The 11,646-nt window shown below is 65.3% G+C and carries 13 protein-coding genes and 2 pseudogenes; 8 read left to right on the top strand and 7 right to left on the bottom strand.

Translation table 11 applies throughout. The features are described 5' to 3' along the window. From AC1DJT_RS27230 to mbfA, 3 genes and pseudogenes are all read left to right on the top strand, one after another. Positions 1–976 (top strand): UDP-glucose dehydrogenase family protein (locus AC1DJT_RS27230; protein WP_476835265.1); only part of this gene is annotated, 976 nt, incomplete at its 5' end. Positions 977–1,064: 88 nt separating this feature from the next. Next, a complete protein-coding gene (locus tag AC1DJT_RS27235; RefSeq protein ID WP_441489060.1) occupies positions 1,065–1,874 on the top strand; it encodes a DUF2076 domain-containing protein in 810 nt (269 codons plus the stop codon). A gap of 121 nt (positions 1,875–1,995) precedes the next feature. After that, positions 1,996–2,947: pseudogene (mbfA, locus tag AC1DJT_RS27240) on the top strand (iron exporter MbfA). Between the two features lie 24 nt (positions 2,948–2,971). On the opposite strand, the gene AC1DJT_RS27245 reads toward mbfA, so the two are convergent. Both AC1DJT_RS27245 and AC1DJT_RS27250 read right to left on the bottom strand, forming a co-directional pair. Further along, entirely contained in the window at positions 2,972–3,781 is an 810-nt protein-coding gene (locus AC1DJT_RS27245) for a L,D-transpeptidase (protein ID WP_476835266.1), read from the bottom strand. Between the two features lie 215 nt (positions 3,782–3,996). Further along, on the bottom strand, positions 3,997–5,430 hold the full coding sequence (locus AC1DJT_RS27250; protein WP_476835267.1) for a lipopolysaccharide biosynthesis protein: 1,434 nt from the start codon (positions 5,428–5,430) through the stop codon (positions 3,997–3,999). A 282-nt stretch (positions 5,431–5,712) separates the two neighbouring features. Between AC1DJT_RS27250 and AC1DJT_RS27255 the strand changes: the two genes are divergently transcribed. The 3 genes from AC1DJT_RS27255 to AC1DJT_RS27265 all read left to right on the top strand — a co-directional run bounded on the left by AC1DJT_RS27255 (position 5,713) and on the right by AC1DJT_RS27265 (position 7,957). Continuing rightward, entirely contained in the window at positions 5,713–6,216 is a 504-nt protein-coding gene (locus tag AC1DJT_RS27255) for an N-acetyltransferase family protein (protein ID WP_476835268.1), read from the top strand. After that, on the top strand, positions 6,213–7,055 hold the full coding sequence (locus tag AC1DJT_RS27260) for a DMT family transporter (RefSeq protein ID WP_441508627.1): 843 nt from the start codon (positions 6,213–6,215) through the stop codon (positions 7,053–7,055). The genes AC1DJT_RS27255 and AC1DJT_RS27260 overlap by 4 nt, the downstream gene beginning before the upstream one ends. Before the next feature lie 209 nt (positions 7,056–7,264). Next, positions 7,265–7,957 (top strand): DUF930 domain-containing protein, encoded by a 693-nt coding sequence (locus tag AC1DJT_RS27265; protein WP_441508628.1) that lies wholly within the window; start codon positions 7,265–7,267, stop codon positions 7,955–7,957. A 36-nt stretch (positions 7,958–7,993) separates the two neighbouring features. Here AC1DJT_RS27265 and AC1DJT_RS27270 read toward each other — a convergent pair whose 3' ends face one another. Both AC1DJT_RS27270 and AC1DJT_RS27275 read right to left on the bottom strand, forming a co-directional pair. Further along, on the bottom strand, positions 7,994–8,374 hold the full coding sequence (locus tag AC1DJT_RS27270) for a VOC family protein (protein WP_441489053.1): 381 nt from the start codon (positions 8,372–8,374) through the stop codon (positions 7,994–7,996). A gap of 21 nt (positions 8,375–8,395) precedes the next feature. After that, positions 8,396–8,896, bottom strand: coding sequence for a hypothetical protein (locus AC1DJT_RS27275; RefSeq protein WP_441508629.1), 501 nt, complete (start codon positions 8,894–8,896; stop codon positions 8,396–8,398). A gap of 82 nt (positions 8,897–8,978) precedes the next feature. Between AC1DJT_RS27275 and AC1DJT_RS27280 the strand changes: the two genes are divergently transcribed. Beyond that, positions 8,979–9,791, top strand: a complete 813-nt coding sequence (locus AC1DJT_RS27280) for a helix-turn-helix transcriptional regulator (RefSeq protein ID WP_441489051.1) — start codon at positions 8,979–8,981, stop codon at positions 9,789–9,791. On the opposite strand, the gene AC1DJT_RS27285 is transcribed toward AC1DJT_RS27280, so the two are convergent. The 3 genes from AC1DJT_RS27285 to AC1DJT_RS27295 all read right to left on the bottom strand — a co-directional run bounded on the left by AC1DJT_RS27285 (position 9,788) and on the right by AC1DJT_RS27295 (position 11,217). Further along, on the bottom strand, positions 9,788–10,201 hold the full coding sequence (locus tag AC1DJT_RS27285) for a DUF1801 domain-containing protein (protein WP_476768579.1): 414 nt from the start codon (positions 10,199–10,201) through the stop codon (positions 9,788–9,790). The two genes, AC1DJT_RS27280 and AC1DJT_RS27285, sit on opposite strands and share 4 nt — an antisense overlap. Before the next feature lie 62 nt (positions 10,202–10,263). Further along, positions 10,264–10,749, bottom strand: coding sequence for a PaaI family thioesterase (locus AC1DJT_RS27290; protein WP_441489049.1), 486 nt, complete (start codon positions 10,747–10,749; stop codon positions 10,264–10,266). A gap of 81 nt (positions 10,750–10,830) precedes the next feature. Further along, entirely contained in the window at positions 10,831–11,217 is a 387-nt protein-coding gene (locus AC1DJT_RS27295; protein WP_176733255.1) for a MarR family winged helix-turn-helix transcriptional regulator, read from the bottom strand. 320 nt (positions 11,218–11,537) lie between these two features. Between AC1DJT_RS27295 and AC1DJT_RS27300 the strand changes: the two are divergent. Beyond that, positions 11,538–11,646, top strand: a pseudogene (locus AC1DJT_RS27300) (co-chaperone GroES); the annotation flags it as partial.

The following is an 11,646-nucleotide window of genomic DNA, read 5'->3' on the forward strand; positions in this document are numbered from 1 at the left end:
CTATCAGGCCGCTCGCGACGTCTATCAGGCCGCTCGCGACGTCGTGGCCGAGCTTGAAGGCTTCACCGTCGTCGTCACCAAGTCGACCGTTCCGGTCGGCACCGGCGACGAGGTTGAGCGGATCATGCGGGAGAGCCGACCGGAGGCCGATTTCGCTGTGGTCTCGAACCCGGAATTCCTGCGCGAGGGCGCCGCGATCAGCGACTTCAAGCGTCCGGACCGGATCGTGATCGGCACCGACGATGCACGCGGGCGCGCCGTGATGGAGGACATCTACCGGCCGCTCTATCTCAATGCCGCGCCCCTTCTCTTCACCTCGCGCCGAACCTCCGAGCTGATCAAATACGCCGCCAACGCCTATCTCGCGACCAAGATCACCTTCATCAATGAAATGGCCGACCTCTGCGAGGCCGTCGGCGCGAAGTTCCTGCATGCCGGCCCCGGCTATGGCGGCTCCTGCTTTCCGAAAGATACGCTGGCCTTGATGAAGACGGCGCAGGACCTCGCTGCTCCGCTGCGGATCGTCGAGACCGTCGTCGCCGTCAATGACCAGCGCAAGCGCGCCATGGCCCGCAAGGTGCTCGCCGCCTGCGGTGGTTCGGTGCGCGGCAAGCGAATCGCCATCCTTGGCCTCGCCTTCAAGCCGAACACCGACGACATGCGCGAAGCGCCCTCGATCGCGATCATCACCGCGCTCCAGGATGCCGGGGCCGAGATCGTTGCCTATGATCCCGAGAGCATGGATGCGGCCAAGCCTCTGCTGCCCGGAATCTCCTATGCGAGTGACGCCTATTCCTGCATCAGGGGCGCAGATGCGCTGGTGATCGTGACGGAATGGGATGCTTTTCGTGCGCTCGACCTCGCCGCGGTCAAGGCCGCGCTACGCGAACCCGTCGTTGTCGATCTGCGCAATATCTACCGCTCGGACGACATGCGCCGCCGTGGCTTCCAGTACAGCAATGTCGGCAATGCCTGATCGACGCACTGCCTTGATAGCGTCACAGGCAGTCCCCACCTCTTGACGCGGCGGCGCACCCGCGCCGTCCAAACGAGAGGAGATGACGATGACGCCGCAAGAACGCGACGTGATCGCCGGGATTTTCGATCGCCTGAGACAGGCGGCCAACCAGCCCCGCGACCCCGAGGCTGAACGCTACATCGCGGAGCGCCTGCGCGAGCAGCCCTATGCGCCCTATGCCATGGCGCAGGCCGTCTACGTTCAGGAACAGGCGCTGACCAACCTTCAGGCCCAGGTCGAGGAACTGCAGGCGCAGGTTCGTGACCTGCAGAGCCGACCGAGCGAGGCTCCGGCGCAGGCCGGCGGCTTCCTGTCGGGCATCTTCGGCGGCGCATCTCGGCCAGCTGACGCCCCGGCACGCAGCGGTTCCGTGCCGGCCTTCCCGGCGCGCCCGGCAGGGCAGGCCCCATCGGCCGCCTGGACCGGTCAGCAACCGCAGCAGCAGCCAGCCCCCGGTCAGGCTTTCGGCGGCCCGCAAGGCCAGCAGCAGGCGGGCCCCTGGGCGAACCAGCAGGCCCAGGCGCCCGGACGTGGCGGTGGCTTCATGGCCTCAGCGCTGACGACGGCAGCCGGCGTCGCTGGCGGCATGATGCTCGGCAATGTCCTGACCAACGCCTTTGGCGGCGGCAAGGGCGGCGAGGCAAAAGCCGCGGAGACGGCAGATGCCAGCAAGGCGGCCGACGCCAGCAAACCGGCCGATACGGCTGAAAAGGATGCCGGCACCGCCGACAACCAGCAGGCGGCCTATGATCAGGGTGCTTCCGACCAGGCAACCTACGATCAGGCCAGCTACGACGAGCCCTATGAACCCGGCCAGGACGACGACCCCATCGATGATGGCGGCGACTGGGCCTGATTCCGGCTGCGTCCACCCGTACCAACAACGGCTCGCCCTCCGGCGGGCCGTTTTCGTTGGGGGCCTTCCCAACCCGGCGCGCACCTCTTAGATTAGAATAATTCTAATCTAAGAGGTGATCATGAAACGCATCGACGATCTGGACGAGGCCGAGATCCTCGCGCTCGCGATCGCCAATGAGGAAGAGGATTCCCGAATCTACCTTTCCCTCGCCAATCGCCTTCGGCCGATCTACCCGCATTCCGCCGAGGTCTTCGACGAGATGGCGGCGGAAGAGCAAAGTCATCGCCACAGCCTGCTTTCGCTCTATGAGCGGCGCTTCGGCAAGGAACTGCCCTACATCACCCGCCAGGATGTGAAGGGGTTCCTGAAGCGCAACCCGGTCTGGCTGATGGACGGGCTGCGACTCGACACCGCCCGGACGCAAGCGGCGCTGATGGAAGAGGAAGCCTCGGGCTTCTACGCTCGTGCAGCGCAACGGGCGCATGACGTCGAGACGCGCAAACTGCTGGCTGACCTTTCCGAAGCCGAGAAATCGCATCAAAGCCTGGCGCAGCGCCTCGGCGAAACCATCCTGACCTCGGATGCGACCGCCGAGGAAGACCAGACCCGTCATCGCCTGTTCGTGCTGCAGATCGTTCAGCCAGGGCTTGCCGGATTGATCGACGGTTTCGACGCTCGCGCCGATATTCGCGGYCGCCTTCGCGACCCATGATTCCTGGAATGCCTTCCAGGTCGGCCTCGCCGCATCGGTCGGCGCGGGCATCAGCATGGGCCTCACMGAAGCTCTCTCGGATGACGGGACCATCACGGGACGGGGGCATCCCTGGGTGCGTGGTGCTGCCTGCGGCGTCGCGACCACGGTCGGCGGGCTCGGCCATACCCTGCCCTTCCTCATCCCCGATTTCTGGACCGCCACGGCCATCGCCGGCATCATCGTGGCGATCGAGTTGATCGTGATCGCCTGGGTCCGCTGGCGCTATATGGAGACGCCGTTCACATCGGCGATCGTCCAGATCGTGCTCGGTGGCCTGCTGGTCCTTGCGACCGGCATTTTCATCGGAAGCTCGTGACGGCTGCGCAGGTGGTGAGCCGCCTCAGATCACCAGCACCTTTGCGCCGACCCGCACCCGGCCATAGAGGTCCGTCACATCGTCATTGGTCATCCGGATGCAGCCCGAGGAAACGGCTTGACCGATCGTGTGCGGCTCGTTCGTGCCGTGGATGCGATAGAGCGACGACCCGAGATAGAGCGCGCGCGCGCCCATCGGATTCTCGGGCCCGCCGGACATGAAGCGCGGCAGATCCGGGCGGCGTTTCAGCATCTCGGCCGGCGGCGTCCAGCTCGGCCATTCCGCCTTGCGCGTCACAGCCTTCATGCCAGCCCATTCGAAACCTGGTCGCCCAACGCCGATGCCATAGCGCAAGGCGCGGCCACCAGGCTGGACGAGAAAAAGAAACTTCCGCGGCGTGTCGATGACGATGGTGCCCGGTTTGTGCGGGCCGTCATAGGCGACTTCCTGCTTCTGGAAACGCGGATCGAGCACGCGCTCGATCGGCCGTTGCATCTGCATGGGCTCACCGAGCGCGGCCATGCGGCGCCCCGGAGCCCGCGGCTCGGATGCCTGCTCGAACGGATCGGCGCCATAGCCCTGCCCGGGTACGACGCGCTGGCCATAGGCGGAGTAGCCGCCCGGCCGATTATAGACCGCCCCGCCCCGGCCCTGGGGCGTCGRGTCCCGACCGGTCATCAGCATCTCGATGAAGCCGCCACCGTAGTTGCCACGCGCGGTAGAGCCGGTCACCAGAGGATCGGCTGGGCGCCCGTAGCTCTGCGCGGAGACGGGGCCGTTGGTGGCGCACATCCCGGACAGGATCGCGAGCGGAACGAACAGGACGGGACGCATGACGCAACTCTCTTCAGCAAGCTGCGAAGAGCCTGGGGAGCCGCCCTCAAAGGAATGGTGAATCGCTGCCGCTTCGTCAGCGTTTCCGCCAGCAATCGCGTGACTTCAGCGAATTAACCTTAGCAACCCGCCTAGAGAGAGAGTGAACGAAGCGTTTCGGGTGACCGTGCAGAGCTCTTCGGCAGGCGCCGGGCTATCGGGCAAACCTTGCCATCTCATCGGGCCGCGCGGCTTTTGCGCATKACCCACCACAAGGAAAGCCGGGAGCGGCTCCGCATCACGTCGCAACCCAGGATGACAACCGCATAGACGAGCGCCCCCACGCCGACTTGGAGCACGAGTTCGATGGGGGCCGCGAAACGGCCGGACAGCGGCCAGGTTGCAGCAACCATCGACAGCACGGCGAGGAGCACGCAGGCGCAATCTCGCAGTGGCGGCCAGATCGGCAGCGAACGGAGTGCCGCAGCCGCAGTCACCCCGAGCGCGACAATGAAAGCACTTGCCTGCGCATAGGCGTAACGCTGCGGTCCCGCCGCTCCGAGGGGAGTGAGCACCAGCAGCAGATTGCAGGCCAGGCCGAGGCCCGTTGCCATGGGCGCGATGCGGGTGCGCTTGTCCAGAAGAAAGACCGGGATGAAGGCCGCCTGCGAGATCGTCAAAGCCACGAACCCGGGGATCAGGATCGACATATAGGCCGAGAAATGACCGTGAAAGCTCGGCGGAACCAGAAGCCGTTCAAAGGCGGGGAGGACAAGCCACAGTCCGGCGGCAGCGGGGAGCGCCACCATCAAGACCACGACGACGTTCTCCGCGATACGACGCAGTKCCGCCCGTCGCCCGCGCGTCTCGTCGAGGCGAATGACCTCTCGCAGGAGCACGATCTCCAGGGTCGAGGCGAGCGTGCCGAAGAGCTTCAGCCCCATATCCGAGGCCAGGGAGAAATAGCCGGCCTCGGCAAAGCCATGGGCGCCGGCGAGCAGGGAGCGGTTGATCAGCGGGATCAGCGAGTAGACCGCATTGCTGCCGATCAGCGGCAGGGAATAGATGAAGAAGCTCCAGGCGACGGCTTTGTCGGCCGCCGACAGYGAAAGCGGCGCATCGGCCAGCGCCCGCCGGACGAGAAGCAGCGCCACCACCACGCTGATCAGGCCGCCAAGCAGAACAATGGCGGGATCATGCGTGATCCAGGCTCCGCCAACCATCAGGATCAGCGCCAGAACGTTCTTGACGATGATCAGCTTGGCATAGGCGGCGTCGAGGAAGCGGGCCCGCGCAATCGCGCCATGATAGTCGAACAGCCCAGCCCCGATGCCGCCGAGCACGGCAGCCGCAAGCAGCATCGCCGGCAGGCGGAAATCGATGCCTGCCACGATCGCCGCGATCAGCAGGCCGGACAGGGCAATGCTGATGCCGGCCGCCAGGATATCCAGTGTCGCGCGGATCTCCGGCTGCTTCTCGCGCGCCGCCAAGGAGTAGAAGCGGATCGCGGAGACCCTCAGCCAGTCGAGCAGCGCGGTGTTCACCAGCACGACGATGGCCGCGCCAATGGCGTAGAGTCCAAAAGCCGCGGGCCCGAGAAAATAGGCGATGAGCAGACCGAGGACGAAATTCAGCCCGGCATTGATGATGAAGGGCACGAGAACAGTCATATGATCCCGGTCATGGCGCCAGCACGAAGCTGCCGCGCGACTCACACGGCAACCACATCATCGATATACAACTGCCCTAACCGTCCGCTCGTGCATTTCCAAGCGGAAGCGCGTCGAATATCTGGCCATTCGCGTTCCGGATTCCGCTGGTGTCGAGCGACCGGCGCAGCAGCGCCGAAACAKACCGCCGATGCGGCATGTGCATTGCTGAGCTGAACGGCATGCGCGCAGCGGTTGCGCCTCCCCCTTGCGCCAATCCGGATTGGCCTGCATCGCTGCGGCATGACCGCAAGCCTCCCGCCGCTTCGCGCCGCGCGCGACGATGATTCAGAACCGCTCGCCGCCCTGATCGCCGCGAGCTTCGCCGAATATCCCGATTGCCATTTCGACTGGTCGGAGTTTCCGGAGTTGCGGAGGCCGGCGAGCCATTTCGCGGCCAAGGGCGGCCGGCTCTGGATCGCAGAGGCGCCTGATGGCGGGATCGCCGGGTCGCTCGGCATCTTTCCAGTTCMCGAACAGAATGCCGCCGAGCTTGCGAAGGTCTACGTTTCTCCCGCCTGGCGCGGCGCCGGCCTTGCGCAGGTGCTCTTTGCAGAGGCGCTGCGCTTCGCGGAAGCCGGCAACCATGCAGAGATGATCCTGTGGTCCGACGCGCGCTTTGCACGCGGCCATCGCTTCTACGAGAAGCTCGGCTTCGTCCGCTGGCCGGGGCAGCGCTATCTCGGCGATATCTCCTTCAGCTGGGAGTATCATTTCCGCAAGCGCCTCACCGGCCAACCGGAATGACCGCAGGCACAGCGCTCCGAGCCGTCTTCGGCATCGCCCTGCTCACCGCAATGGACGCGGTGATCAAGGCGCAGATGCAGCACCATCCCTTCATCGTCACCCTGTTCATGCGCTTTGCCGCAGGCGGCCTTTGCGCCCTCATCGTGCTTGCGGCGGTGCGCCCGGCCTTCCCGACCCGCAGCAGCCTGATCGGCAATGTCGTGCGCGTGCCGCTCGTAGTGCTCACCGCCGGCAGCTTTTTCTATTCCATCTCGGTGCTGCCTCTGGCGGAGGCGCTTACCCTGTCCTTCCTCGCGCCGGTCTTCGTCGCCCTGCTCGGCGGATTTTTGCTCAAGGAACGGCTCGACGGGCGCATTCTCCAGGCCCTCGGCTTCGGCCTGCTCGGCATGCTCGTCATGGTCTGGCCCAGGCTGCAGGGCGGCGTCACCGGAGCGGAGCTCGGCGTCGCCGCAGCCCTGTTCTCAGCAGTGTCCTATGCGTTCAATCTGATCCTGCTGCGACGGATCGCCGTGAAGGAACATCCGGCCGTCATCGTCGCCTTCCAGAATTGCGGGCCGGCGCTCTGCCTCGCCATTCCTGCCTGGCTCGCCTTCGTGCCCATGACCGGCAAGGACCTGCTTGCCTATCTCAGCGCCGGCCTGCTCGGCGTCGCCGGCCATCTCATGCTGACCTCCGCCTTTGCTCGCGCAGCCGCGTCGCGGCTCGCGCCAATCGAGTACACGGCGCTTGTCTGGGCGAGCCTGCTCGGGTTTGCCTTCTTCGGCGAAATTCCGCTCTGGACCACCTATGCGGGCGCCGTCTTGATCGTCGCCGGCGCCGTTGCGGTCAGCAGACGCTAGAGCATCGGCCCGAAGGCTGGATTTCGGCTTTCGGGAAGGCCAATGCAAACACGGACGATCAGATCATCCCGCCGGATGCGATATCCCGTCCGACAATCGAGCCGCTGCCGCAAAAGCGCCCGATTGATTGCGACTTCTGCAGCCGTCCGAACAGCACGCGGAGGGGCCCGCGGTTGAGTGCGTTCTTCATCGCGGCAGCGCTGTGATCCATGAGGTTCTTCCGACATCCGCGTCACGGATCGCAAGCCCATGGCGCCATCGGCTCGCTCGGTCTGCATGTCGGTCTTTTGGGGGCTTTGATCTGGCTCCCCAGTATCGAGCCGTTGACACCGGCCCCGGAGGACAGCATCGAGGTCGAGTTGGTCACGCAGCAACAGGCCGAAGCCGTGGCCGAACCAAGGCAGCAGGAGCCCGTTCCCGAGGCTCCGAAGCCTGCACCGCCAGAGATCACTGCCGCAGCGCCGCAGTCTCCTCCGCAGCCCCGGCCCAATACCCCTCCTGTCGTTGCGGCGCCCGTCATGATCCGAGCAAGACGAACGCTATCCGGCAAGGTCCTTGCCGAACCGCGCAGCCGGCAGGCGCGGGAAGCCCTGACCCACCTGGATCCCTCAGAGCGCATCGAGCAATTATGCAACCTCGAAGCGATGAGCCAGATCCAGGCATGGAAAGCAGAGTTCCAGCCGGACAGGGTTGTCGCCTACGCCATGGCGGACACCAGATTCTCGGCGGGAATGCTGCAGGCCGACGGCGCCGCCTTCCGCAGCAAGCAGCAATGGTACAGGCTCAGGTTCAGATGCGAGACCACGCCCGATCGCAGCAAGGTTGCCGGTTTCGAGTTCCTGGTCGGCGATGCGGTTCCCCGCAGCGAATGGTCCGCGCGGAATCTTCCCACGACGCACTGAAGGAGGCGGTAGCGCCCTGGCAGGCGCCGTGATCCATCAGCCATCCGGCTGCCCACAATAGGCCTCGATCCGATAGCCGTCGGGATCGATTGCGAAGGCCGCGTAATAGTTCGGCCCGTAATCCGCCCGCAGCCCTGGCACGCCATTGTCCTTGCCGCCCGCCTTCATCGCTGCCGCATGAAAGGCGTCGACGCTCGCCCGACTGGGGGCCGCGAAGCAGAAGTGCAGGTTCGAGCCCGGATCCGGCGGGACAGGAGCCTGGGCCCTGCCGATCCAGAATGCGACCGCATCGCCGCCATAGCCCAGCGAATTGTCGTCATGGCTCAGGCAGCGGTAGCCGAGGGCACTGAGCGACGCGTCGTAGAAGCGCTTTGCGCGAGCGATCTCGCGAACGCCAATCGAGACATGGTCAAGCATGGTGGTTCTCCTCAGGGGGCTTCAGGTGGCGAGGCGCCGGGCGCGGAAATCGGCCTGCAGGCGCCAGGTCTTTCCGTCATCGGATGAAAGGTCTCCGAGCCAGCGGAAAGCGTTCGGTGTGATCTCGGTAAAGCGCCACCGGATCGCCGTGCCGTCCTCCAGCTTGCCGTGCTGGACGATATCTGGCCCCTCGGCCCGACCGAGCTGACGCGTGTAATACTGCTTGAGCGGGTCGCTCCAGAGGATATGCCAGGCGTCGAGCGCGGGGTCGTAGACCCTCAGCGTCGTGCCGTGGAAGAAGCCGGGCAGGATCCAGACATCCTGGATCGCCCGTCCGCCCAGCACCCAACCGAAACAGATCTCACCCTTGCCTTCGTGCCGAGTGCCATCATCGGCATGCATCACGGCATCCATCGCCCATGCCCCGATGAGCCAGCTGTAGAGACCCATCTGCTCGACCCGATCGGGAGCGGGCCCGCCGGCATGGAGTACCTCCTTCAAAGCGGTGATGGCCACTGCCATGTTCAGGCTCCAGTGCTGTGCAATGTGCCCCGAGTTAGGCTGCTCTCACCGCTTTGCGCTTGGGAAAAATTGCTGAATTAAGATGACCGCGACGTCGCAACTTCTGGCATCCGGCCCGGGCTGGCGGGTGCGTGACATCGTCTGCACGGCGGGCCCGTCCGATCCTGCCTTCGAGGAACGGCATGAGCATTGCTGCATCGCTGTCGTCACCGCGGGCAGCTTTCAGTATCGCTCTTCACTCGGAACCGCCGTGCTCGCGCCGGGCGCGATCCTGCTCGGAAATCGAGGCACGTGCTTCGAATGCGGCCACGAACACGCTATCGGCGATCGCTGCCTCGCCTTCCAGTTCGAGCCCGAACACCTGGAAGACATCGTAGCCGGCGTGCCGGCAGCCAAGCGGTTCGAATTTGCGCGGGCCTGCCTGCCACCGTCGCTGGCATCGTCCCGGCTCGCGGCAGTAGCGGAGGCCGCGCGCTGCGATGCAAACCAGCTCGAGGAGATCGCGGTTCGGCTTGCTGGCGCTGTCGCAGCCCTGCAGAATGGCGAGCCCCCGGCGGCGGTCGCCCCCAGCGCCCAGGACGCGCGCCGGGTCACCAGAGCATTGCGGCTGATAGAAGCTGAAAGCGAGCAGCCGTTGACGCTCGCCGGTCTCGCCCGCGAGGCGGCGATGAGCCGCTATCATTTTCTGCGAACTTTCCGGACGCTCATCGGCATGACGCCGCATCAGTTCCTGCTGCGGACACGGATGCACCGTGCCGCGACGATGCTTCGCCGGTCCGACCTGACGATCGCGAACATCGCGTTCGATGCAGGCTTCGGCGATCTCTCGACCTTCAATCGCCGCTTCCGGCAGGTGATGGGGGCCAGTCCGAGTGCCTATCGCGCCCAGCCCTAGCGCCAGCGATGGTAGGTCAGCGCGAGCCCGATGCAGTGTTCGAGCGGCCCGACAGGAATCTCCTCCTCCTCCCGGTAGACGAGGGCGCGGCTGCCTTCGAAGCGAAAGGTGTCGGGGTAGTGACGCGCGAAGGTCTCGACCAGTGTCGTCTGGCAATGGACATACATCGCGTAGTGCTTGCTCGATCCCTTCAACGCAGCGACCCTTACGGTCGTCCCCACACGCTGTTTCACAGGGAAATAGGCAGGCTCGCCCCATTTCAGGGTTTCGACGAGTCCGCCGAGCCCGGTCGTCCGGGCGCCTGTGTCGAGGATAAGCTGACGCAGCCGGAGCAGCGGCGTCCTCAGCGGCTCAGCGAATGACTGAAAAGCTGCGTCGACCGCGAGATCCTGGAACGCTGCGAATTGCATGGACAACTCCGCCCCGGGGCATCGGCGCGTATCCTAGTCACGAACCGCTGGACGACGCCACTTCAGCGGCCTGCCGCAACGCCGACCGGAAAGATCATGCAGGTTTCGGTGCCATGCGCGAGCAGCTTGCCGCGCTCGTCGGTGAGCCTGCCTTCGGTCGTCGCGATCGTGCCGCCGCGATGGATCAGCTTGCCTTCGCACCGTACGATCCCGCCACCCGGCATCACCGGGCGGACATAGTTGATCTTCATCTCGAGCGTCGTGTAGCCCTCCCCGGCCTTCAGCGTCGCGTGCGCCGCACAGGCCATGGCTGAATCGAGGATCGTCGCGGTCCAGCCGCCATGGATCGTGCCAAGCGGATTGAAGTAGCGCGCCGACGGCTTGCCGACGAACACCACCCGCCCCTCCTCGACCTCCGCGAGATCGAAATCCATGGCATCGGCGAAGGGCGCGCCGGGATGTCGCCCCTCCATCATGCCACGCAGGAAGGACACACCGTCTTCGGCCAGCAAGACTTCGCGTGAGACGACGCCGATCTTTCGCGACATGGACAGCCCTCGATTAACGTGCAGATACACGTTACTGAGAAGCCGCGCACGGTCAAGGCCTGCTTCCACCCGAGACAGCGTTCAGGTCGCGCCGCGGGCAACCCGCCGCAAGGCCCGCAGGCCATCGCGGGTCTCGTTCCATCGTTCCCGGCCGAGCCCGCCCTCGATGCGCTCCTGCGCCGCCTGCCAGTAAGGGATCGCGGCCTCGATCGCCGCGCGGCCCTTGTCGGTCACGGCATAGACCAGGGCCCTCCCCTTGCACTCCAGCGGTTCGATCAGCGCCTCCGCGGCGAGCAATTGCAGGTTGCGGGTGAGCGAGGTGCGTTCCAGCGCAAAACGCTCGGCCAGCTCGGTCACGGATCGGAAGGCGCCGGTGCTGAGCGCCGAGAGCAGGACGAACTGGGTGATCTTCAGCCCGCTCGGCCGCATCGCCTCGTCATAGGCGCGCGTGACGGCGCGTGCAGTCATTCGAACGTGCAAGGCGACGCAGGAACGGGCGATGTCGTCAAGCCGGGGATCGGGCACGGGCTCGGTCATTCCAACAGGATAGCGCRTCGCATGGGATTGCGCAGCATCCCTCTTGCCATGCCCTGTCTTGCGACGCCCCGCTTGCCGCGCCGCAATTTCGATTCACTTTCCGCCGAGAAGCTTCCTTGACTCATCCGGGGGGCGAGCCTATCTCCGCGGCATCCGTTAGCACTCGATCCTCGAGACTGCTAACAGATGCCGGCAGCGTTTCCACGCAGGCCGCGCGTTCCGTTTCTACCTTCTTAGAGGAAGACAGAACCATGAAGTTCCGTCCGCTGCATGACCGCGTCGTGGTCCGTCGCCTTGATGGCGAAGAGAAGACCAAGGGTGGCATCATCATCCCCGAAACCGCCAAGGAAAAGCCCCAAG

It is taken from the genome of Allobosea sp. 05T422_2, from assembly GCF_056396265.1.

Coding starts and splice junctions, on each gene's coding strand:
- AC1DJT_RS27235 (WP_441489060.1), top strand. CDS start 1,065: ATGACGCCGCAAGAACGCGACGTGATCGCCGGGATTTTCGATCGCCTG.
- AC1DJT_RS27260 (WP_441508627.1), top strand. CDS start 6,213: ATGACCGCAGGCACAGCGCTCCGAGCCGTCTTCGGCATCGCCCTGCTC.
- AC1DJT_RS27265 (WP_441508628.1), top strand. CDS start 7,265: ATGAGGTTCTTCCGACATCCGCGTCACGGATCGCAAGCCCATGGCGCC.
- AC1DJT_RS27270 (WP_441489053.1), bottom strand. CDS start 8,374: ATGCTTGACCATGTCTCGATTGGCGTTCGCGAGATCGCTCGCGCAAAG.
- AC1DJT_RS27275 (WP_441508629.1), bottom strand. CDS start 8,896: ATGGCAGTGGCCATCACCGCTTTGAAGGAGGTACTCCATGCCGGCGGG.
- AC1DJT_RS27280 (WP_441489051.1), top strand. CDS start 8,979: ATGACCGCGACGTCGCAACTTCTGGCATCCGGCCCGGGCTGGCGGGTG.
- AC1DJT_RS27285 (WP_476768579.1), bottom strand. CDS start 10,201: ATGCAATTCGCAGCGTTCCAGGATCTCGCGGTCGACGCAGCTTTTCAG.
- AC1DJT_RS27290 (WP_441489049.1), bottom strand. CDS start 10,749: ATGTCGCGAAAGATCGGCGTCGTCTCACGCGAAGTCTTGCTGGCCGAA.
- AC1DJT_RS27295 (WP_176733255.1), bottom strand. CDS start 11,217: ATGACTGCACGCGCCGTCACGCGCGCCTATGACGAGGCGATGCGGCCG.